The following is a 20,987-nucleotide window of genomic DNA, read 5'->3' on the forward strand; positions in this document are numbered from 1 at the left end:
CGTTTTGGACTAGATCACTATCATGCATTCAGAAAAACTGGAAAATTATAGTAACAAACACAAAACTTCTCAACAAGGTGGTGGTCAAGATAGGATCAAAGCCCAGCATGATAAAGGCAAATTAACTGCACGAGAGAGAATCGATCTTTTGTTAGATGAGGGCAGCTTTACCGAAATCGATCCAATGGTAACTCATCATTATCATGAATATGATATGCAGAAAAAGAAGTTCTTTACTGATGGTGTAGTTGGCGGATATGGAAATGTTAATGGTAGACAAATCTTCGTATTTGCTTATGATTTTACAGTTCTTGGTGGAACTCTAAGTCAAATGGGAGCCAAAAAAATTACTAAACTAATGGATCATGCAGTTAGAACTGGATGTCCAGTTATCGGAATTATGGATTCTGGTGGTGCAAGAATTCAAGAAGGGATAATGAGTCTTGATGGATTTGCAGATATCTTTTATCATAATCAATTAGCTTCAGGAGTTATTCCTCAAATTACAGCAAGTATTGGTCCTTCTGCTGGTGGTTCAGTGTATTCACCAGCTATGACAGACTTTGTAGTAATGGTAGAAAAAGCAGGATCAATGTTTGTTACTGGTCCTGATGTTGTAAAGACCGTTTTAGGTGAAGAAATTTCAATGGATGATCTCGGTGGAGCTATGACACATGGTTCAAAAAGTGGAGTTGCACACTTTGTTGCACAAAATGAATACGAATGTATGGATTACATCAAAAAATTAATCTCATTTCTTCCACAAAATAATTCTGAAGAACCTCCAAAAATAAAAACTGATGATGATCCAAACAGATTAGATCATAATCTCATTAATGTTATCCCAGAAAACCCATTACAACCTTATGATATGAAAGAAATTATCAACTCTATTGTAGATAATCATGAGTTCTTTGAAGTTCATGAATTGTTTGCACCAAACATTGTTGTAGGTTATGGTAGAATGGATGGTCAAGTAGTTGGAATTATTGCAAACAATCCAATGCATTTGGCAGGAGCACTTGACATTGATTCATCAAACAAATCTGCTCGTTTTATTAGATTCTGTGATGCATTTAACATCCCCATTATCACACTAGTAGACACACCAGGTTACATGCCAGGTTCTAATCAAGAACATAACGGTATCATTAGACATGGTAGTAAACTACTCTATGCATATTGTGAAGCAACTGTTCCAAGAATTACACTTGTAATTGGAAAGGCATATGGTGGTGCATACATTGCAATGGGAAGTAAGAATCTTAGAACTGACATTAATTATGCATGGCCAACTGCCCGTTGTGCTGTATTAGGTGGAGAAGCTGCTGTAAAAATCATGAACAGAAAAGATTTGGCAGACGCAGACAACCCTGAAGAACTCAAGAAGAAATTGATTGATGAGTTTACAGAGAAATTTGAAAACCCATACGTTGCCGCATCTCACGGAACTGTTGATAATGTAATTGATCCTGCAGAAACAAGACCTATGTTGATTAAAGCACTCAAAATGCTTGCAAACAAAAGAGACAAACAACTTCCTAGAAAACATGGAAATATCAATTTGTGATTAAAATGATTGAGAAAGTACTTATTGCAAACAGAGGAGAAATTGCTCTTAGAGTAATTAGAACATGTAATGCATTAGGCATCAAAACTGTTGCAGTATATTCTGATGAAGATTACAATTCTTTACATGTAAAGAAAGCTGATGAATCTTATCATATTGGGGAAGCAGCTCCTGCAAAATCATATCTTAATCAAGAAAAAATTCTTGAAGTGATGTTGTCTTCTGGTGCAAATGCTGTTCATCCAGGTTATGGTTTCCTTTCTGAAAACGATGACTTTGCAAGATTGTGTGAAAAAAATAAAATTACATTCATCGGTCCATCTGCTGATTCCATGAACCTATGTGGTGATAAGATGGAATGTAAAGCTGCAATGCTAAAAGCTCAAGTTCCAACAGTACCTGGAAGTCCAGGATTAGTAGCTGATGCAGACGAAGCAGAAAAAATTGCAAATGAAATTGGTTATCCTGTACTTTTGAAATCTGTGTATGGTGGTGGAGGTCGTGGAATTAGATTAGTTACTACTGATAAAGAATTACGTGAAGGTTTTGAAACAGTAACTTCAGAATCTATTGCAGCAGTTGGAAAATCTGCAATCATTGTTGAAAAATTCCTAGAAAAAACTAGACATATTGAATATCAAATGTGTAGAGATCATCATGGCAATGCCGTACATCTCTTTGAGAGAGAATGTTCTATTCAAAGAAGAAATCAAAAATTAATTGAACAAACTCCATCTCCTGTTGTAGATGAAGCAAAAAGAGAAGAAATTGGTGAATTAGTTGTCAAAGCAGCAGAAGCTGTTGATTACACCAATCTTGGTACCGCAGAATTTCTAAGAGCTGATAATGGCGAATTTTATTTTATTGAGATTAACGCAAGACTTCAAGTAGAGCATCCTATCAGTGAAATGGTTTCAGGATTAGACTTTGTTAAATTACAAATTGATATTGCGAACGGAGAACCACTTCCATTCAAACAAAAAGATCTAAAGATGAATGGCTATGCTATTGAATGTAGAATTAATGCTGAAGACACATTTTTGGACTTTGCACCTTCAACTGGACCTGTTCCAGATGTAACAATTCCTGCAGGACCTAATGTTAGATGTGACACTTATCTTTATCCTGGATGTACAGTATCTCCATTTTACGATTCATTAATGGCAAAACTCTGTACTTGGGGACCTACATTTGAAGAATCTAGAACAAGAATGCTTACTGCATTAAATGATATGTATGTTCAAGGTGTAGAAACATCAATTCCACTATACAAAACAATCCTAAATTCTGAAGAATACAAAAAAGGAGAACTATCGACTGACTTTTTGAAACGTTATGATATGATTGATAAGTTAAGTGAAGATCTTAAGAAAGAAAAAGAAGACAAGAGTGAAGCAGCTTTAGCTGCTGCTATCATTCATTCTGAATACTTTAAGAACAGAGTGCAAAACAACAACGCAAGTAGTGCAACTTGGAAAAATAAATTGGATTGATGATTAATGGACTATAAAGTATCTGATGTTGAGAAATCATTTGAAGGAAAAATTATTGAAAACTTGGGCAACAATGATTATGTAATTAAGATAAATGACAAAGAACACCAACTGAGAATTCTTTCTATGGATGCGAAAGGAATAGAATTCATTTTAGATCAACAATATCATAAAGCAAAATATCTTGAGAATGCAACTAATGAAATGAATCTTGTAATTGATAATGTTCCAGTTACACTAAACATGAATACTCATTTTGATGAAATTGTTTTCAAAAACTCTGGTGGTGGTGGTTCAGGTGGTGCTCAATTAGCACTCAAAAGTCAAATTCCAGGAAAAGTTGTATCCATCGCAGTTGCTGAAGGTGATTCAGTTAAGAAAGGTGATGTTGTATGTACTCTGGAGTCCATGAAGATGCAGGTTGCAGTAAAAGCACACAAAGATGGTGCTGTTAAAAACCTCAAAATTAAAGAGGGCGCAACTGTCGCAAAAGGCGACGTCATCACAGATTTAGAATAAAAAAGAATTTTTTCCTACTTGAGGAAATTTTTAATCTCTTCATAGTTTGGTTCCTTTAATGGATCTTCTGAAACCCATTTGTAACCAATTTTTCCGTCTTCCGTAATTATGAATACAGAACGTTTTGCTGCGTTGTAGTCCTTAATGTGAAGCAAGTCTTTCATCAAAATGTCGTAGTCACTAATTGTTTTGCTGTTGTAATCTCCCAATAATGGAAAATTGAAGTTATGTTTTTCTGCAAATGCTTTATTTGCAAAAGGACCATCGTTACTAATTGCAACTATTTGTGCACCTGTATCTGCAATTTCTTGCCAAGAATCTCTAAGTGTACATAGTTCTGTCTCACAGACAGGAGAACTTGCTGCCACAATGAATGTAAGAACGATCTTTTTTCCTTTGAATTCATCCAAAGTCCGCAATTTTAGTTCTGTATCTGGAAGCTCAAAATTTGGAGCGGTATCCCCGACATTCAATGACATGATCGCATTTTGCTAATGTTCTATAAAGTAGTTTAGAAAAAATATTTTTTTTCGATCAAAGCCCCAAAATCTGAAACATACCTTTTTATACAAAAATCAGGGTGAAAAGCTAAATTGGTCGGGGAATTAGCGGGCAATTACAGTACTGTGGTATTGATGTTTGCCTTTGGTATAGCAGCAATGGCACCTGCATTGATCATTTCTCGAATGGTTTCTCCTCGAAAACGTAGTAATCCAGTAAAATTTTTGCCGATGGAATGTGGTCAAGTTCCATCTGGAGAAGGACGAACGCATTTCATGATGCAATATTATCCGTATATTCTCATGTTCGTAGTTTTTGATGTAATGGCAATTTTCTTGTATGCATGGGGAAGTGCTCTTTTGGAACTTCCAAAGAGTGCAACTTTACCGATGATGGGATTCTTAGCTATAATGTTTGGTGCAATGGCATTTGCATTGTATCAATCAGGGAGACGAAAAATATGGTAGTTTTTTATACAAATCAAATTAACGGGGATAGGAGATAAGATTGCTTAAAGACTTAGTAACACCAGAAAATGCAAATGTCTTTGTAGGAAAACTCGGAGACATTTTAGAAAAAGCAATCGACAAACCATTGGGCTACGCCATCAATTGGGGTAGAATTTGGTCACTCTGGCCTGTCCACATTGAAACAGCTTGTTGCAGTGTAGAATTTGGCGCAGCATCAAGTCCAAGATATGATGTTGAAAGATTTGGTATCATCGAAGCATTTGGATCACTTAGACAATGTGATCTAGTTGTTGTTCAAGGAACTATTACAAGAAAGATGGCACCACGTCTCAGATTAGTTTATGATCAAATGCCGGAACCAAAGTATGTAATTGCTATGGGAGCTTGTGCAATTACTGGAGGATTGTATTTTGATTCATACAATGTACTTCCAGGAATTGACGGAGTAATTCCAGTTGATGTCTATGTTCCAGGTTGCCCACCTAGACCTGAAACTCTCATACAAGGATGTATTTTGTTACAAGAGAAAATTAAGAGAATGAAGGCTAGGAAGTTTGTATAATGAGTAGTGATTCTGAAAAACCAGCAGCAGCAAAACCTGAAGAGAAACCATCTCCTCCTAAACCTACACCAAAACCCCCCGCAAAGGCTGAAGAAAAACCCGTAGAACTTCCAGCATTTGAAAAAGGTATTTCAGATAAACTAGTAGAAAAATTTGGAGATAAAGTAGAAGTAGACTTTGTAAAAGAAGACCGAATTGGAATTAAAACAAGTAAAGAAAACGTTCATGATGTAGCCCAATTCATTCGTGATGATTTGCATTATGACCATGCTGAATCTGTCTCAGGCGTAGATTATCCTGCAGATAATGAAATTGAAGTAGTTTATCATCTTGGCTCTTATTCTGAATCCTCTCTTGCAAGACAAGTTCTTACATTAACCACTCGTGCTCCTAGAGAATCACACCCAATTCCTGGACAAGACTCTACAAAACTCCCTACTCTTAGAGATGTGTTTTACAGTGTAGAATTTGGTGAAAGAGAAGTTTTTGAAATGTTAGGTGTTTACTTTGATGGTCATCCAGATAATAGACGATTACTTTTGCCTGAAGATTGGGCAGACTTACCACCACTTCGAAAGGACTTTGCAATAAAGGGTAGATGATATGACTGATATAATGCCACCAGGGTTAGCACTCAAAAAAGTAGATGAGAGAATTATGACTCTCAATGTTGGACCCCAACATCCGGGTTCTGGTCACATGAGAATTGTTGTTCAAATTGATGGTGATTATATTGTTGCATGTGATCCTGATCCGGGATATGTTCATCGTGGAGAAGAAAAGATGGCAGAATATAGAAACTACATCACTAATGTTCCTCACTTGGAAAGACCAGTAATTCATGATTCTTGTAATGTTCTTTATCCGTATGTTTTAGGTGCAGAAGAAATTCTTGGAATTGAAGTTCCAGAACGTGCAAAATATGTTAGAGTAATTTGTTCAGAACTAAATCGTTGTATCTACACAATGTATTGGCTTGCAATTTATGGAATTTTCTTAGGCCACTCTACAATGTTCATGTGGCCTGCAGGTGACAGAGAACTCTTAATTGATCTTATGGAAAAAGTATCTGGCGCTAGAGTAACACATGCACACTTTATCCCCGGTGGAGTAAGAAACGATTTGCCTGCAAACTTTGAAGATGTATGTTTACGTCAAGTGAATTACTTTGAGAAACGTATCAAAGAATACGCTGCCGTGTTTTATGATAATCCTATCTTGATTTCAAGAACACAAGACACTGGTGTACTGTCACGTGAAAATGCAATTAGATATGGAACCACTGGTTCAGTACTTAGAGCAAGTGGTGTAGATTATGATTTGAGAGTAAAAGCACCTTATGATGTCTATGATGAATTAGACGTTCATACTAACGTAATGAAAGAAGGAGATTCTTATGCAAGATCTAGAGTTCCATGGCTTGACATGATGGAAAGTTGTAATATCATTAGACAAGCATTACAGAAAATGCCAAAGTCTGGTTCTGTCAGAACAAAACTAAAGCCAAATCCTAAGACTAAAGGCCCTGCAACTGTTTACAAACGCGTTGAATCTGGCAGAGGTTCTCTTGGTTGTTATATTGTATCTGATGGTAAAACTGAACCTTACAGAGTAAAGATGAGTGTTCCTTCATTTAGAAACTTACTAGCATTGCCTAATCTTCTGATTGGCGAAAAACTTGGTAACATGCCATCTGTTTATTGGAGTCTTAATTATTGGCCAGTGGAGGCAGATAGGTAAATGTCAGCTTTAGCACCAAAATTCAAACTAAGTGAGTTTATCAAATCTCTTCTTGATAATGCATTTTGGATTGTTCTACTTGTGTCACTAATTGGATTGCCTGCAATTCAAGTACTCTTGTTCTACATTGAAATGCCTGTAATTAATGGTGAATTACTTACACCATTCCTTGCCATGACTTGGTTAGCGGACCCTTCACGTAGTCTACCAATTCTAAAAGCATTCATGGCAACTGATATGTTTAGAGTGATGGCATTTCCAGGATTTGGATTTGCTGCTCTTATTGCTGCCGCTACAATTTTTGTTGAAAGAAAGATGCTTGCCAAGTTACAATTAAGAGTAGGTCCTTTTTACTGTGGAAAAATTGAAGGTATTTTACAATTAGCAGGCGATGGCCTAAAACTAATTTCTAAAGAGATTATTATTCCTGCGAAAGCTGACAAGCCAATATTCTGGGCAGCTCCTGTGATATTTGTTGCAACAGCTGCTGCATTTGTTGCATTAATTCCTGTAGCTCCTGGTTGGGTAGTTGCAGATGTAGACTTGGGATTACTTGGTGTCTTTGCAGTAATTGGTTTCTTCCCAATCATAACAATTCTTTCAGCATGGTCTGCTAACAGTAAATTCCCATTCATTGGTGGTATTAGAGCTCTATTCCAAATGGTTTCATTTGAAATTCCGTTAATCTTGTCTTTGTTAGGAGTTGTAATTCTAACTGGTACACTCAACTTGTCTGAAATTGCAGCTAGTCAATCAAACTTCCCATGGATTATCTTTTTGCCAGTTGGGGCAATTGTCTTCTTTATCACAATGCTTGCAGAATTAGAGAGAATTCCATTTGACTTGCCAGAAGCAGAAAGTGAAATTGTTGCTGGTTGGTTAACTGAATTCTCTGGAATGATGTATGGTTTAGTTCAATTAGGAACATATCTGAAACTTTACGCATTTGCAGGATTGTTTGTTGTTTTGTTCTTAGGTGGATGGAACGGTCCAATGGTTGTACCTCCATTCCCAGAAGAATTACTTACTGGAGTTGAAATGGGTCCTCTTACTATAGGTCCATTCCCTGGAATGCCATTATTTGATCAAGAAATGCTAAATGGAACTCTCTGGTTTGTTCTAAAAACAGTTGGTGTGATTTTCTTCATACTGTTACCTAGAGGTGTGTTCCCAAGAATCAGAATTGATATGTTATTGAGTCTTGGTTGGACTAAATTAATTGGATTAGCATTCGTTAACATCTTTATTGCACTAGGCTTGCTTTACGCTGGAGTCTTGGGACCAGGAGGATTACAATAATGGGCACTGCAACTGGAATTATTCGTGCATTAAATTCAGGAATTAAACATCTTGCCATTAAACGATTTACACTTCGTTATCCTGAAGAGAAACTAAAATTTGTTGGTGATGGTTATCAATTTGATCCTTCAACTGGTGTTGGTATAGCTGGACTGAAAGGAAGACATATGCTATTCCATGATCACTGTACTGGATGTCAATTATGTTCAATTGCTTGTGAAGGTGTTGCTGAAGCAATTGCAATGGTAAAAGTCCCTGAGGAACAAAAACAAAATAAAAAATCTATCATGCCTCAAATTGATTATGGAAAATGTGTTTTCTGTGGTCTTTGTGTTGATGCTTGTCCATTTTATGCACTTTACATGACAAATGATTATGAATTATCTTCATTTACTAAAGAAGGTCTAATTTACACTCCTGCACAACTTGCAGTAAAACCATATCTTACACAAGATAGTGAAATCCAAATCACTGATAGAGGTGCAACACATGGCTGATGCTGCATTCTTAGCTCTTACTGTAATCACAATTGGTTCTGCAATTGCAGCACTTGAATTAAGATCATTAATTTATGGTTCCATCGCATTAATGGGAACTCTTGGTGGTATTGCCGGATTCTTCTTTTTGTTAGATGCTCCATTTGTTGCATTATTCCAACTTGCAGTTTATGTTGGCTCTATCGCTGTTCTTATCTTATTTACTGTCATGTTGGTAAAAAGAGAACTCATATTCAAAAAAATTGAAGATAAAAGAAGAAAGTTTGCCGGAATTGGTTTGATGATGGTTGTAATGGTAGGATTAGGTGCAGTCTTTTTAGATTCTGGAATTAAAACAATCACTACTGATGAACCACCTGTTGACTTTAGAGATATTGGTACAGACTTTGTAACATATTATTGGCCTGCATTAATTTTGATGGGATTGATTTTAGCCGGTTCTGTTACTGGTGCACTTGTATTAGCAAAACGAGAGGATGTAGAGGATGACCAACGAACTAATTGATTTTACACTTGTATCTGTAGCCCTATTAGGAATAGGAATCTATGGTCTTGCTGTTAAACGTAATTTCATTAGAATGCTATTTGCAGTTGAAATTATCATTAATGCTGCTAATCTCAGTTTGGTTGCATTTGGTAGATTCTTACCACATAGCGGTGGTCAAACCATGGCATTATTCTCTATAGCAATTGCAGCTGCCGAAGTAGCAGTTGGATTGTCATTAATTATTGTAGCATATCGTATGTATCAAAATGTCGATATTGCAGACTTCAGGAGTTTGAAAGGATAATGGAATACGCATTATTACAGGCAGTTTTCTTGCCACTACTCTTATCTCCAATAGCCTACATCTTAGGAAGAAAAGTAGGACCAACTCCTGCTATGTGGTTCACATTTGCAATCTTACTTTATACCACAATTCTTGTAGTTAATGCAGCATTATCTGGAACTGTTGAAGAACACTATCCATGGACAGAACAATTTGGTGAATTTGGTTTCTTACTAGATGGTTTAGCATCTCCATTTGCAATAATCATCTATGTATTGTCCACAATTTTGGTACTCTATTCAAAACCATACATGATTCACAAATTCCATGAACAATTTGAAGAAGAACAAAAAATCAATTCTTCTTCAAGTGGACAAAGTTCTGTTGTTGAATCATCTGCTCTTTCTAATTATGTAAATGCAAAATCTGGTCTTTACTTTGCACTTTATCTTGTATTTGCAATGGGAATGCTTGGAACCGTCATGTCAACAAATCTGATAGAATTTTACATATTCTTTGAAGTTATGTTAATTCCTGGTTTCTTCTTAGTTGCTCTTTGGGGTGATGGTCCAAGAAGAAAGATTGGTTTAATGTTCCTCTTTTGGACTCATGCTGGTGCAGTTATTTTACTATTAGGATTCTTGATGATTGGATTGACTATTGGCAGCTTTGACTTTGCTGATATCAAAGAATCTGAAATTCCTCAAGATATTGTAATGATCTCGGCAATTGCAATTGCGATTGGTCTTGGAGTAAAACTGGCTGTCTTTATGTTCCATGTTTGGTTACCTTATGTCCACGGTTCAGCACCTACTCCAATTAGTGCACTTTTGTCTCCTGCAATGATCGGAATTGGTGCATATGGTATCTTTAGATTAATTGTTGAATTCTTACCATCTACTTTTGCAGAACTTTCAATTTGGTTCCACATTTGGGGTCTTGTTACAATGATCTATGGTGGTGCGATGGCATTAATGCAAGATGACATAAAACGTCTACTTGCTTATTCTAGTATCAGCCAGATGGGCTATTTACTATTTGGTATCGGTTCAATGTCTGCAATGGGTCTTGCAGGTGCTGAGATGATGTATATCACTCACGGACTTGGAAAAGGTATTCTCTTCATGATGGCTGGAATTATTATTGTTAAAGTAGGTACACGTAGTATCTCAAAACTTGGTGGTCTTGCTGGAAAAATGCCAATTACTGCAGTATGTGCAGTTATTGGTGCACTTACAATTATGGGTGTTCCACCAACCAGTGGATTTATGGGAGAATGGATTCTCTTTTACGGTGCATTAGAAACTGCAATTGAAGAAGGTTCCACAGTTAGAGCAGTAACATTTGGTCTTGGACTTGTAGCAACTGCACTTACAATGTCTTACATGTTATGGATGCTGAAACGAATATTCTTTGGTAAAACACCAGAACATCTAGAGAAAGTCAAAGAAGGAAGTTGGTACATGACAGCACCAATGATGGTACTAGCTGGATTTACTGTCGTACTTGGAATTTATCCAGACATCTTCTTGAACACAATTATGCCTTACATGAATGGAGTGTTGGGAGTTTAATATGGCAACTGAAGCTATTGGTTTACCATTTGAAGCAACATCTGCCGCCGCATGGCTTGTTTGGATTTTACCATTTGCTGCCGCACTAATTATGCCAGGTATTGGAAAATTCTCAAAACGAACAACAGGATACGTTGCAGTTGGATTTGCATTAATGAGTGCATTATCTGCAGCATCTTTGTTACCTCTTGCAGTTGAAGGAAGTGAAATTCACAAACAGGTTATGTGGATTGAAGCAATTGGTCTGAAGGGCGGTGTATTAGCTGATCCCCTTTCAGTAATTATGGCAAATGTTGTTGCTTGGATTTCATTCTTGATTATGATTTACAGTACTGGATATATGAAAGGCGATAAAGATATTACAAGATTTTGGTTCTGGATGATGTTCTTTATTGGTTCAATGCAATTAATTGTGTTATCTGATAACTTACTACAAGTCTTCTTTGGATGGGAAGGTGTAGGTCTTGCATCTTATGCATTAATCAGCTTCTGGTATCGTGATAAAAAGAAAGATCATGTTGGACAAGAAGGGCGTACTGTTCTTGGTCTGTTAGATTACTATGCTCCAACACACGCTGGTATGAAGGCATTCATCATGACCAAAGTTGGTGATGTGATGATGATTGCTGGTATGCTTTTGATATTCTTATTCGCTGGAACATTTGGTTTCAAGGAACTGATGGGAGATCATGAATGGGCTATTGCTATGAATGCTCAGGGTCTATTGGTTCCTGCCTTTGTGTTGTTATTTGGTGGTGCAGTAGGTAAATCTGCACAATTCCCATTAAACGAATGGCTCTTAGAAGCAATGACTGGTCCAACTGCCGTTTCTGCATTGATTCACGCAGCAACAATGGTTAAAGCTGGTGTGTTCTTGGTTGCAAGAATAGGTCCAATTGTTTTTGCATTAGGTGCAGCAGGAATTATGGCAGATCAATTCTTTGAGATTGTTGCATGGGTTGGTGCGATAACTGCATTGTTACTTGCAACACAAGGCATGGTTAATCCAGAAATTAAGAAAGTCCTTGCATATTCAACTGGTTCACAAATTGGTTACATGATGATGGCATTAGGTGTTGCAGGACTATCTCATCAATATGTTGATGGTTATACTGCTGGATTCTTCCACTTAATTTCTCACGCAATGTTCAAAGCATCATTATTCATGGCAGCAGGTTCTTTGCTGCATATTGTTGGTTCTCGATTTATGACTGATATGGGTGGTTTACGAAAACAAATGAAAAAGACGTATGCTTTCATGTGGGCTGCAGGTCTTGGTTTAATGGGAGCACCATTTATCACAACAGGTTTCTGGAGTAAAGATGCAATCTTTGCAGCAGTTTATACATCAGGAAATGAATGGGCATTACCACTATTTGCAATTGCAGTATTAACTGCAATAATTACAGCATTCTATACCACAAGAATGATTGGTATGGTATTCTTTGGAAACAAGAGTAAACACATCCAAAAGATGGAAGAAGAAGGACATCATATACATGAAGCATCACTATCAATGTGGGTTCCATACGGAATTCTTGCAGTTTTGACTATCGGAATTGGATTAATTGGATTATCTACAGAACATGGCTTACATCATATGTTTGAAGTATATCTTGAAGATTCATTTGGTATTCACACCGAACATGTAAAAGCTGAATCCTCAATATTGCCAGACTTCTTACAAGGTATCAACCCAGTGGCACTTGGTGCTTCACTTGTTGCATTTGCAATAGGAATTGGATTAGGATACATATTCTATATTGGTAGATGGGTTGATCCTGTCAAATTTGTAAACTCTAACATTTTCTTTTACGCAATTCACAAAGTTATCTTAAGCAGATGGTATCTCAATGCAATAGTGTATTGGTGCTTTGTAGTAGCACCATTATGGTTAGCTAGAGGTGTATTCAGATACTTTGAAAAGACAGCTATCGATTATGGTATGAATGATGGATTCCAGAAAGCAACTGCCTGGGGTGCAAAAGTTGTCCAAGGAACTCAGACTGGTGTTTCCCAATCATATCTATTCGTATTTGGAGCAGGATTACTATTCGTAGTTCTGATATTGTTGATGTAGGAGAGATATGAAATGTTAGAAATCACTTCCACACCATTAATACTAATTGCAATTTTAGGAACTGTTGGAGTTCTTCTTCCAATAATCAGTATTGCAAGAAAAGAAAAAGGCTCTAACTCATTTTATGCCGTAATTGCATTTGCTGCATTAATCGTCTCTATGGCCTATGTTGGCTATGAATTCATCAATGATAATGTCGCTGCATCGGCTCTCTTCTCTGATGATGTACTTGTAGATGATGCATTTGGTGGATTCTTTGCAATTGCAATGTTAATTGTTGCATTGTTCACAACAGTTGGCTCCTTCAACTATATGCGAAAACACAACTCTCCTGCTGTTTACTATTCGTTAATCTTACTTGCAACAATTGGTATGATTCTTGTTGCATATTCAACTGATCTTGTGATGCTGTTTGTCGCTTGGGAACTCATGAGTATTCCAACTTACATCTTGGTTGGATTTATGAAAAAGAACCCAAGTTCAAATGAAGCCGCATTAAAGTACTTCTTATTTGGTGCATTATCTTCTGCAATAATCGTTTACGGAATTGCAATATCTTATGGATTAACTGGTTCTACAAACATTGGCGAAGTTATTGAAGGCTATTCAACACTTGACCCTTCACTATTGCCATTAGCATTACTTTCAGTTGGAATGTTTATTGCAGGATTTGGATTCAAGATGGGACTTGTTCCTTTCCATCAATGGCTTCCAGATACTTATGAAGGTGCACCCTCTCCAGTAACTGCACTTCTTGCTGCAGCAACTAAAAAAGCAGGATTTGCTGCTGCCATTAGAATTATAGTTCTTGGAATGGTTGCTCTTAACCTTGATTGGACTTTAGCTCTAGGAATTATTGCAGTGATGACCATGACAATTGGTAACGTTGCAGCAATTATGCAAAAGAATCTCTCAAGAATGCTGGCTTATTCTAGTATTGCACATGCTGGATACATTTTGATTGGATTGGCAGTTGCCCCATACAGTTCTCTTGGCTTGCAAGGCTCTTTGTATCAAATATTCAATCACGCAGTGATGAAAGGTGCTGCCTTTATTGCAATTGCAGGAATTGTAACCACTCTTGCAGTGACTCATATTGATAAATTAAAAGGACTTGGAAGAAGAATGCCTATCACTGCTTTAGGCATGGTGATTTCATTATTTGCCCTTGCAGGTGTTCCTCCACTTTCAGGATTTTGGAGTAAATTGATGTTATTTGGAAGTGCATTAGATGCTGGTTCTGCATTATGGTGGGCTCCATGGCTTGCAATTGCAGGTGTTCTTAACAGTGCATTATCACTTGCTTACTATGGTTGGATTACTAGAAAGATGTACTTTGAAGGTGAAACAGAAAAGAGAGTCTCAGAACCAAAATCCATTGTAGCAGTAATGATATTCTCTATAATCTTCTTGGTAGGATTCGGTGTGTATCCAGAACCACTTCTCAAGTTTGTAGAATTTGCAACACCAATAGTTAGTTTAGGACTTATGCCTTAAACGAAGTAAATTTTATCAAATTATCTAGATTTATTTTTGCATCGTTATCTGGAATTTTTCTTAAACTAGTTCTGGCTTTTTCAGAATATTCTTTTAGTAATTCTTCCATTTTGTTAAAAACATCTCTTGGGTCTGAACTTTTCTTAATCAATGTGTTAAACAACTTATCTTCATTTTTCCAATCTAACAAATCATCTCTAATTTGATAAGCAATTCCAATATTTTTTCCATATTCAGTTAATCCTTCAATTTGCTCTTCTGTACCATTTGCAATGATTGCACCTGTTCTAGCTGCTACTTCAAATGCAGTTGCAGTTTTGTATTCAATTACTTTGAGATAATCATCAAATGTAACATCTTCACTTGTTTCTAGTCTGCTTTCAATCATCTCACCTTCACTCATTAACATTGCAGTAGTTGCCAAATCTTTTGTTATTCTAGGATTATCCAATCTAGAACATATTGCTAAAATCAATCCTAAAACAAAATCTCCTGTAAGTACACTGGTATTGTACCCATATTTGATATGGAATGGATCTTTTTGCCTTCTCATTGTTTCGTTATCAATAATATCATCATGAATTATAGATTCCATATGCAAAAATTCTACTGCGCAAGACGCTGCAAATGTATTATCATCAGTTTTTCCAATACTTTCAGCTGATAAAGTGAGAATAATGGGTCTGATTCGTTTTCCTCCCTCTAGTGAATATTTCAAAGGCTCGATGAATTCTGACTCTGAATAGAGATCTAGTTCTTTATCTAATGCCTGATCAATCTTTTTGATATATTCTCCGTATGTTTCAAGTAAAGGATTAATCTCGATATTTTTTCTGTCCAAGATGCTGGGCCTCTATTGAAAAAATTTTCTCATTGTTAATTAAATCTTGGTGCTCCAGCCGGGATTTTCATCGTTTGATTTTGAACCCGGGATCACTGCCTTGAAAGGGCAGTATGCTTGACCGGTCTACACCACTGGAACCCAAGAAAATTCTGTATTTTGACCATAAAATCTTTTGTAAACCACAAAGATTTTTTTATTGGCAGATTTGGAGTCAAATCATGAACATAATTAAAAAAATTGATGAAATGATTGAAGAAAGAAGTTTACTAAAACATCCTTTTTACCAAGCATGGTCTGATGGAAAATTAACAAAAGAATCTCTAACTGGATATTCAAAAGAATATTTCCAATTAGTAAAAGAGGTTCCATCTTTCATGGCTCCAATTATAGAACAAGCCCCAGAATCAGTTGTAAAAGAATTAGTTGAAAATCAACAAGAAGAATCTGATCATATCAAACCATGGATTGCTTTTGCCGGTGAACTTGGAATTTCTGAAGAAGAATTACTATCTTATTCCGGTTTACCAAAAACAAGAAAAGCTGTATCTGATTTGAATGAATTAATGGATACTTTTGAAAATGGTGCATGTGCAATGTACGCATTTGAAAAAGAAATTCCAAAAATCAGTCAAACAAAACTTGATGGTTTAGCAGAATTCTATGGTATGACTAGTGAAGAGGCTACTGAATATTTCAAACTACATACAGAAGCTGATATTAGACATGCAGCATCATGGAGAAACATTCTGGAAAAATCTTCAACTGATTATGACAAATTAATTGAAGTTGCCGAAAAATCTATTTCTGCACAAAATTTGTTATTGGACAGTTGTTTTGAAGAATACTGTTAATCTCATAACATTTTATACCTGAGAAAAAGTTCATCTGCTTAGGGCCCGTAACTCAGCTTGGTAGAGTAACCGGCTCATAACCGGTGAGCCAAGGGATCGAAGCCCTTCGGGCCCATTATTTTCAATTAGTTTTAAAATAAGCAAAATCAAATTTCACTGGCTGCAATGAAGAATCAGAGTTATATCTGAATGATGATTGGAAGGCATTTGTCTGAGCTGCCAAACTTATTTGCCAATTTGATTTTTCACTTTTTCTAAAATTTCATCATCTACTAGATTTTGTTCATGCAATGATTCTGTAATTTGTAGAATGTTTAGAATTGAATGCATTTTAACTCCTAATTCTTCCAAGGCTTCTTCAGCTCCCTCCATTCTATTAACAATCACATATGCATCTTTTATCACTATGTTTACTTCTTTTAATGATTTGATTGCATTTACAACCGAACCTCCAGTTGTTGCAACATCATCTATCATAACTACTTCCATTCCATCATGAATTTTACCTTCAACTGATTTTGAAGTTCCATAATCTTTTGGTTTACTTCTAACATAGATCAATGGCTTCACAGTTTCAATTGCTAATGCTGATGCAATAACTAAACCCCCTGTGGGTACTGAAACTATTGAATCAAATTTGCCCAATCCTATATTTTGAGCAATTTCATTTTCCAGATATTTGACCATTTTTCTAAATTCATGGGGGTAACTTGGAACCAGTCTTAAATCTACATAGTATGAACTCTTTTTTCCACTGGCTAGTGTAAAATCTCCAAATTTTATGATGCCTTTTTGATACAAAAAGGTTGCAAACTCTTTTACAAATTCCATACCAAAATTAACTACACTGGATTTATTTTGGTTTGTATTATGAATGAATTATGCCTGAAATTTGGTTAAATTATGGTATTACAGACGTTGTATTGGACATAAGAGCCGAGAATTTAGAGCAAAAAATCGATTCTGATGGTAAAGTTTTAGATGATTCAGCGATCAATGAAAAACTCAGTACCATCGATTTGTCAAAACCAATGGAACTTGTGGTTTTACATAATTCAAAATCTATTCAAAAAATAATTTCATCTTTGTTTACATTATGTGAACAAAAATCCAAACCCTTCCCAAAAATTCTTACTGATAAAAAAATCCTAAATCAAGTCAAAGCAGGACTTCCAGAAGGCAGCTCAATTAATGAATTTGATAATATGGAAAACCCAAACTCAAATCTTGTATTTATGAGTGAAATGGAGTTTGATGGTCTTTTTGGTTATGAGACCATTTCTACTAGACTTATCAAAAAATTCGGTTTAGAATCTATGCTTTCAGCATATGCAAAAAGACAAGGCAATCTTCCTGTTCCAGGACAATATCCTGAAAGTCTTCAAGAAGCAAAGAAATTTTCTGATAACTTTGAAATTCAAGGAATTGAAATTGTTGCAAATTCTCAGGGTATAATTGATTTTTCAGTTGGACATCCATCAGAAACTATCTCAAATACAAAAATTCTAGAGTCAAACTCAATCAAAGATGTCGGTCAACATAAAACAATGATAATTAGTACTGGTAAAGATGCAAGTAATGATAATCTTGGAAAATCTTTCTCTTCATTATGGAATTGTTCTAATGCAATCAAAAAAGATGGTCTTGCAATTTTAGTTGCTGAATGTAAGGGAGGATTAGGTTCTGATGCAATTCAACAATACATTGAAGATCGATTAACTTTGGAACAATTACGAAATCCCACAAAATACATTACTGGTATGGAGGATCTCTTGTTTCTTTCAGAAATACAAAAGAATTTTCAAATTGGACTCGTTTCTATTTTGCCTGAATTTTATGCAAAAAAACTAAACATGATTTCATTACCTGGAATAAAATATTCTATGGATTATATCTTAAAGACCCAAGGTGCAAGACAAAAAGTTGCTGTAGTTTCAGATGGTGCTAGACTTTTACTAAGGTAGAAAACTAGGCAAAAAATCTGATGGTAGCGGCGCACATAAAATTGCTAATCCAATAATCCCAATGTATGCTAGTTTTCTATTTCGTGAAAGTGGTGAAATATCGTCTAATGGCATTGCACTAGGATTTTTTGAACTCATTATTAGAATTAAAATTGCCATTAGCCAATAATTTAACAAAACTAGAATTGCTATGCTTCCAAAAGTTGCATATCTGTGTAATTTTGGACCAAGTAATGTTCTTGCCATGTGTCCTCCATCTAATTGCCATGCAGGAAGTAAATTCAAAAATGTGATTAGAAATCCAATCCACGATGCAAACATTATTGGAGTCATAATTACCTCATGTCCAGGACCGCCTTTACCAAACATTGCAAGACTTGCAGTCATTAACAATGGTTCTCCCATACTCCATTCATTAAATCTAGGATCATCAATAAATTCGGCAACAACATCTGCCTCTAAAACTGGTGCAGTATATGCTCCATAAATTGAAACAATTATTGCAATAACTAATCCTGCAATTGGTCCTGCTATTGCAACATCGAATAAAATCTCTCTATTGATGGTTAATCCTCTGGATTGAATAAATGCTCCAAATGTTGGAATTCCTATGACTGGTAAACCTGGAATAAAGTATGGCCATGTTGTTTTTAATCTGTGAACTTTGGCAGCAACAATATGTCCAAGCTCATGAATTCCCAAAATTCCTAACAGTGATAATGTATAGACTGCAGCCATTTCAAGAGGATCTCCAATTTCGACAATTGAATTTGTTCCAGATGTTCTATGGTAGCCATCAATCATAACAAATGTAATTACAATTGCAAATAAAGCTCTAGGAGTCCATGACGACTTCATCCATCTTCTTTGTTTTTTTATTGCAAATTTTTGAATAATAACAAATTTTCCGCCATCTTTTTGTTCTAACCTGCATGCAAAACTCATGCCTTCTAATTTTCTTGCTAACTGCTCAAATTTCGATTTGAATTCAAAATCCTCAATTCGAAACTCCATGGAAAATTCTGTTTTTATAAAATCACTTACATCAAATATGGAATTCACTAAAGAAATTATGTCATCTTGAGAATGCTCTTCCATTCTTTATGACTAACTCTTTCCATTAAATGGTCTTTTGGTTTAAAATTAAATATTGATAGTTTTAATCTCAAGTATGCAAGTAATTCTAAGACAATTAGGTGATTGTAATATTAGAAGGGCTGAACCAAGCGATCTTATTCCTGTTATGGAGATTAATCTAAAAACACTCCCTGAACATTATTCTGATTATTTCTATGAGAGTTTACTTGCAGAACTTCCGGAGGCGTTTATTGTAGCTGAGATAGGCGGAAAACATGTTGGATACATAATGTGTAAAACAGAATATGGATTTTCAAATTTTAAGAAACTAGGTTTTGTAAAGAAAGGTCATGTTGTATCGATTGCAGTTCTTGATGATTATAGAAAGAAAGGAATTGGAAACGCACTAGTTGAAGAATCAGTAAAAGGAGTACAATCTAGAAAATGTGATGAATTCTATTTAGAAGTAAGATGTAGTAATAATGAGGCTGTACGATTGTATGAAAAACTTGGATTTGTAATTAGACAACAACTTAACGCCTATTATCGTGATGGTGAAGATGCATATCTTATGGCCATTGAACTAAATTAGTTAAAACCAATAAATAACTCCCGAAAAATTCTCCGCCATGGACAAACGTAAGGGAATGGGCATTACCATCTTCCTTCTTTGTATTGGTGGATTCTTCCTTTATGCTTATTTGCTCATGCTTTCTGAGTGGAGTCCTATCGTACTGCAATTATCTGTGTTGATGATTGCAGGTGGAATTCTCGGAGTTGTTGCTTGGATAGGATATGTAATGGCAACAACAAAACCTTCTCCTGCATCTATTACATCCGATGATTAGTTTACTTGAAAATTTTCACATCTACAACTGTTTGATAATATCTAGGACCTACTGGTCTTACAATTTTTGATCCTAGTATTTCTGATTTCACTGGTGTTACCTGTAGATAGTGTTCTTCAGAAAGTTTCCCTGCGTCTGATTTCTTATCTGCATGTATGTGCGAATAGTAATGGATTACCCCTTCGTCTTTAGTTGTTTTAATTGCAGATTCTAAAAATTCGTCAGATCTTTCTGGTAGTAACATTAACGTTCTATCTGATTTGTCTACTAGTTGCTCATTGATTATTTGTGTTGCGTCACCATTAATTGAAACCACTTCTCCTGCAAGTTTGTTTAGTTTGATGTTTCTTTCACATAATTTTGATGCAATTGGATTGATATCAAGACTGTAAACTGTACATTTTTTCTTTTTTGCAGCTATTATAGAAAACATTCCAACACCTGCAAACATGTTTGTCATAATTTCTCCTTCTTGAATGAGATTTGCAATTCTGTCTCTTTCGGTAGATAATCTAGGTGAAAAAAATGCATTTTCTACATCTACGATGAATTTACAACCAAATTCTCTATATTCTGTCTCAGTATTGTCTTCTCCTGCAATAATTTCCAGATTTCGTGTACGAAAATCTCCTTCTACTGCTGATGCCTGATAAAATACACTTCTGACAATCTTTACATCATTCAACAGGGCTTCCCCGATAATTTTTTTCTTATCTAAAAGTGAATCTGGGATTCTTACAATAATTATTTCTCCAATCTGATCAAAAGCTGAAATTAATTCTTCACTTTCTTTTGGAGATAGTACACTTTCAAGTGATTTTTTTAGCATTC

Annotated in this window: 23 protein-coding genes and 2 tRNA genes; 19 read left to right on the forward strand and 6 right to left on the reverse strand. The window is 35.7% G+C overall.

Annotated elements, in window-relative coordinates; all coding sequences use genetic code 11:
* Positions 1–22 precede the first annotated feature (22 nt).
* Genes ACQY2P_RS09325 through ACQY2P_RS09335 form a run of 3 tightly spaced genes read left to right on the forward strand, consistent with a single transcriptional unit; the run spans position 23 to position 3,582 of the window.
* On the forward strand, positions 23–1,570 hold the full coding sequence (locus tag ACQY2P_RS09325) for an acyl-CoA carboxylase subunit beta (RefSeq protein WP_428326338.1): 1,548 nt from the start codon (positions 23–25) through the stop codon (positions 1,568–1,570).
* A gap of 5 nt (positions 1,571–1,575) precedes the next feature.
* Entirely contained in the window at positions 1,576–3,063 is a 1,488-nt protein-coding gene (locus ACQY2P_RS09330; protein WP_428326339.1) for an acetyl-CoA carboxylase biotin carboxylase subunit, read from the forward strand.
* Positions 3,064–3,069: 6 nt separating this feature from the next.
* Positions 3,070–3,582, forward strand: coding sequence for an acetyl-CoA carboxylase biotin carboxyl carrier protein subunit (locus ACQY2P_RS09335; RefSeq protein WP_428326340.1), 513 nt, complete (start codon positions 3,070–3,072; stop codon positions 3,580–3,582).
* Positions 3,583–3,596: 14 nt separating this feature from the next.
* Here the strand turns inward: ACQY2P_RS09335 and ACQY2P_RS09340 are convergent, their stop codons facing one another.
* Positions 3,597–4,061: a redoxin domain-containing protein gene (locus ACQY2P_RS09340; RefSeq protein WP_428326341.1), complete on the reverse strand. Its 465-nt coding sequence runs from the start codon at positions 4,059–4,061 to the stop codon at positions 3,597–3,599.
* 156 nt (positions 4,062–4,217) lie between these two features.
* On the opposite strand from ACQY2P_RS09340, the gene ACQY2P_RS09345 reads away from it, so the two are divergent.
* The 11 genes from ACQY2P_RS09345 to ACQY2P_RS09395 are packed head-to-tail and all read left to right on the forward strand — an operon-like array spanning position 4,218 to position 14,572.
* On the forward strand, positions 4,218–4,550 hold the full coding sequence (locus ACQY2P_RS09345; RefSeq protein ID WP_428327292.1) for an NADH-quinone oxidoreductase subunit A: 333 nt from the start codon (positions 4,218–4,220) through the stop codon (positions 4,548–4,550).
* A gap of 40 nt (positions 4,551–4,590) precedes the next feature.
* A complete protein-coding gene (locus ACQY2P_RS09350) occupies positions 4,591–5,115 on the forward strand; it encodes an NADH-quinone oxidoreductase subunit B (RefSeq protein WP_012214660.1) in 525 nt (174 codons plus the stop codon).
* Positions 5,115–5,717, forward strand: coding sequence for an NADH-quinone oxidoreductase subunit C (locus ACQY2P_RS09355; protein ID WP_428326342.1), 603 nt, complete (start codon positions 5,115–5,117; stop codon positions 5,715–5,717). The genes ACQY2P_RS09350 and ACQY2P_RS09355 overlap by 1 nt, the downstream gene beginning before the upstream one ends.
* A 1-nt stretch (position 5,718) precedes the next feature.
* Positions 5,719–6,855 (forward strand): NADH-quinone oxidoreductase subunit D, encoded by a 1,137-nt coding sequence (locus tag ACQY2P_RS09360; RefSeq protein WP_428324826.1) that lies wholly within the window; start codon positions 5,719–5,721, stop codon positions 6,853–6,855.
* Positions 6,856–8,154 carry an NADH-quinone oxidoreductase subunit NuoH gene (nuoH, locus tag ACQY2P_RS09365; RefSeq protein WP_428326343.1) on the forward strand — a complete coding sequence of 433 codons (1,299 nt, stop codon included), beginning with the start codon at positions 6,856–6,858 and terminating at the stop codon, positions 8,152–8,154.
* Positions 8,154–8,651 (forward strand): NADH-quinone oxidoreductase subunit I, encoded by a 498-nt coding sequence (locus ACQY2P_RS09370; RefSeq protein ID WP_048069014.1) that lies wholly within the window; start codon positions 8,154–8,156, stop codon positions 8,649–8,651. Before nuoH ends, ACQY2P_RS09370 begins: the two co-directional genes overlap by 1 nt.
* Complete coding sequence (locus ACQY2P_RS09375) at positions 8,644–9,156, forward strand: NADH-quinone oxidoreductase subunit J family protein (protein WP_428324824.1); 513 nt, start codon at positions 8,644–8,646, stop codon at positions 9,154–9,156. Before ACQY2P_RS09370 ends, ACQY2P_RS09375 begins: the two co-directional genes overlap by 8 nt.
* Complete coding sequence (gene nuoK / locus ACQY2P_RS09380; RefSeq protein ID WP_428326344.1) at positions 9,137–9,442, forward strand: NADH-quinone oxidoreductase subunit NuoK; 306 nt, start codon at positions 9,137–9,139, stop codon at positions 9,440–9,442. Before ACQY2P_RS09375 ends, nuoK begins: the two co-directional genes overlap by 20 nt.
* On the forward strand, positions 9,442–10,995 hold the full coding sequence (locus tag ACQY2P_RS09385; protein ID WP_428326345.1) for a complex I subunit 4 family protein: 1,554 nt from the start codon (positions 9,442–9,444) through the stop codon (positions 10,993–10,995). Before nuoK ends, ACQY2P_RS09385 begins: the two co-directional genes overlap by 1 nt.
* Before the next feature lies 1 nt (position 10,996).
* Positions 10,997–13,075: an NADH-quinone oxidoreductase subunit L gene (locus ACQY2P_RS09390; RefSeq protein ID WP_428326346.1), complete on the forward strand. Its 2,079-nt coding sequence runs from the start codon at positions 10,997–10,999 to the stop codon at positions 13,073–13,075.
* 12 nt (positions 13,076–13,087) lie between these two features.
* Positions 13,088–14,572 (forward strand): NADH-quinone oxidoreductase subunit N, encoded by a 1,485-nt coding sequence (locus tag ACQY2P_RS09395; protein WP_428326347.1) that lies wholly within the window; start codon positions 13,088–13,090, stop codon positions 14,570–14,572.
* On the opposite strand, the gene ACQY2P_RS09400 is transcribed toward ACQY2P_RS09395, so the two are convergent.
* Entirely contained in the window at positions 14,562–15,413 is an 852-nt protein-coding gene (locus tag ACQY2P_RS09400; protein WP_428326348.1) for a polyprenyl synthetase family protein, read from the reverse strand. The genes ACQY2P_RS09395 and ACQY2P_RS09400 overlap by 11 nt on opposite strands.
* A 47-nt stretch (positions 15,414–15,460) precedes the next feature.
* Positions 15,461–15,554, reverse strand: a tRNA-Glu gene (locus tag ACQY2P_RS09405).
* Positions 15,555–15,634: 80 nt separating this feature from the next.
* On the opposite strand from ACQY2P_RS09405, the gene ACQY2P_RS09410 reads away from it, so the two are divergent.
* A complete protein-coding gene (locus ACQY2P_RS09410) occupies positions 15,635–16,267 on the forward strand; it encodes a TenA family transcriptional regulator (RefSeq protein WP_428326349.1) in 633 nt (210 codons plus the stop codon).
* Positions 16,268–16,308: 41 nt separating this feature from the next.
* Positions 16,309–16,382: transfer RNA gene (locus ACQY2P_RS09415), tRNA-Ile, on the forward strand.
* Positions 16,383–16,492: 110 nt separating this feature from the next.
* On the opposite strand, the gene pyrE is transcribed toward ACQY2P_RS09415, so the two are convergent.
* On the reverse strand, positions 16,493–17,098 hold the full coding sequence (pyrE, locus tag ACQY2P_RS09420) for an orotate phosphoribosyltransferase (protein ID WP_428326350.1): 606 nt from the start codon (positions 17,096–17,098) through the stop codon (positions 16,493–16,495).
* Between the two features lie 50 nt (positions 17,099–17,148).
* Here pyrE and ACQY2P_RS09425 point away from each other — a divergent pair, with 50 nt between their 5' ends.
* Entirely contained in the window at positions 17,149–18,231 is a 1,083-nt protein-coding gene (locus ACQY2P_RS09425) for a transcriptional regulator (RefSeq protein WP_428326351.1), read from the forward strand.
* Here ACQY2P_RS09425 and ACQY2P_RS09430 read toward each other — a convergent pair.
* Complete coding sequence (locus tag ACQY2P_RS09430) at positions 18,223–19,329, reverse strand: site-2 protease family protein (RefSeq protein WP_428326352.1); 1,107 nt, start codon at positions 19,327–19,329, stop codon at positions 18,223–18,225. The two genes, ACQY2P_RS09425 and ACQY2P_RS09430, sit on opposite strands and share 9 nt — an antisense overlap.
* 73 nt (positions 19,330–19,402) lie before the next feature.
* Here ACQY2P_RS09430 and rimI point away from each other — a divergent pair, with 73 nt between their 5' ends.
* Positions 19,403–19,900: a ribosomal protein S18-alanine N-acetyltransferase gene (gene rimI, locus ACQY2P_RS09435; protein ID WP_428326353.1), complete on the forward strand. Its 498-nt coding sequence runs from the start codon at positions 19,403–19,405 to the stop codon at positions 19,898–19,900.
* A 37-nt stretch (positions 19,901–19,937) separates the two neighbouring features.
* Entirely contained in the window at positions 19,938–20,156 is a 219-nt protein-coding gene (locus ACQY2P_RS09440) for a transcriptional regulator (protein ID WP_428326354.1), read from the forward strand.
* 1 nt (position 20,157) lies between these two features.
* Here the strand turns inward: ACQY2P_RS09440 and ACQY2P_RS09445 are convergent, their stop codons facing one another.
* Positions 20,158–20,985: a class I SAM-dependent methyltransferase gene (locus ACQY2P_RS09445; RefSeq protein ID WP_428327293.1), complete on the reverse strand. Its 828-nt coding sequence runs from the start codon at positions 20,983–20,985 to the stop codon at positions 20,158–20,160.
* Positions 20,986–20,987 lie beyond the last annotated feature (2 nt).

The organism is Candidatus Nitrosopumilus sp. (genome assembly GCF_965262695.1).
Taxonomy (GTDB): Archaea; Thermoproteota; Nitrososphaeria; order Nitrososphaerales; family Nitrosopumilaceae; genus Nitrosopumilus.

Excerpts from the sequence above, each read along its gene's own strand:
- ACQY2P_RS09440 (WP_428326354.1), top strand. The coding sequence starts at position 19,938 with ATGGACAAACGTAAGGGAATGGGCATTACCATCTTCCTTCTTTGTATT.
- ACQY2P_RS09445 (WP_428327293.1), bottom strand. The coding sequence starts at position 20,985 with ATGCTAAAAAAATCACTTGAAAGTGTACTATCTCCAAAAGAAAGTGAA.
- ACQY2P_RS09330 (WP_428326339.1), top strand. The coding sequence starts at position 1,576 with ATGATTGAGAAAGTACTTATTGCAAACAGAGGAGAAATTGCTCTTAGA.
- ACQY2P_RS09385 (WP_428326345.1), top strand. The coding sequence starts at position 9,442 with ATGGAATACGCATTATTACAGGCAGTTTTCTTGCCACTACTCTTATCT.
- ACQY2P_RS09345 (WP_428327292.1), top strand. The coding sequence starts at position 4,218 with ATGTTTGCCTTTGGTATAGCAGCAATGGCACCTGCATTGATCATTTCT.
- ACQY2P_RS09370 (WP_048069014.1), top strand. The coding sequence starts at position 8,154 with ATGGGCACTGCAACTGGAATTATTCGTGCATTAAATTCAGGAATTAAA.
- pyrE (WP_428326350.1), bottom strand. The coding sequence starts at position 17,098 with ATGGAATTTGTAAAAGAGTTTGCAACCTTTTTGTATCAAAAAGGCATC.
- ACQY2P_RS09410 (WP_428326349.1), top strand. The coding sequence starts at position 15,635 with ATGAACATAATTAAAAAAATTGATGAAATGATTGAAGAAAGAAGTTTA.
- ACQY2P_RS09335 (WP_428326340.1), top strand. The coding sequence starts at position 3,070 with ATGGACTATAAAGTATCTGATGTTGAGAAATCATTTGAAGGAAAAATT.
- rimI (WP_428326353.1), top strand. The coding sequence starts at position 19,403 with ATGCAAGTAATTCTAAGACAATTAGGTGATTGTAATATTAGAAGGGCT.
- ACQY2P_RS09340 (WP_428326341.1), bottom strand. The coding sequence starts at position 4,061 with ATGTCATTGAATGTCGGGGATACCGCTCCAAATTTTGAGCTTCCAGAT.
- ACQY2P_RS09355 (WP_428326342.1), top strand. The coding sequence starts at position 5,115 with ATGAGTAGTGATTCTGAAAAACCAGCAGCAGCAAAACCTGAAGAGAAA.
- ACQY2P_RS09375 (WP_428324824.1), top strand. The coding sequence starts at position 8,644 with ATGGCTGATGCTGCATTCTTAGCTCTTACTGTAATCACAATTGGTTCT.
- nuoK (WP_428326344.1), top strand. The coding sequence starts at position 9,137 with ATGACCAACGAACTAATTGATTTTACACTTGTATCTGTAGCCCTATTA.
- ACQY2P_RS09325 (WP_428326338.1), top strand. The coding sequence starts at position 23 with ATGCATTCAGAAAAACTGGAAAATTATAGTAACAAACACAAAACTTCT.
- ACQY2P_RS09430 (WP_428326352.1), bottom strand. The coding sequence starts at position 19,329 with ATGGAAGAGCATTCTCAAGATGACATAATTTCTTTAGTGAATTCCATA.
- ACQY2P_RS09390 (WP_428326346.1), top strand. The coding sequence starts at position 10,997 with ATGGCAACTGAAGCTATTGGTTTACCATTTGAAGCAACATCTGCCGCC.
- ACQY2P_RS09425 (WP_428326351.1), top strand. The coding sequence starts at position 17,149 with ATGCCTGAAATTTGGTTAAATTATGGTATTACAGACGTTGTATTGGAC.
- ACQY2P_RS09360 (WP_428324826.1), top strand. The coding sequence starts at position 5,719 with ATGACTGATATAATGCCACCAGGGTTAGCACTCAAAAAAGTAGATGAG.
- nuoH (WP_428326343.1), top strand. The coding sequence starts at position 6,856 with ATGTCAGCTTTAGCACCAAAATTCAAACTAAGTGAGTTTATCAAATCT.
- ACQY2P_RS09395 (WP_428326347.1), top strand. The coding sequence starts at position 13,088 with ATGTTAGAAATCACTTCCACACCATTAATACTAATTGCAATTTTAGGA.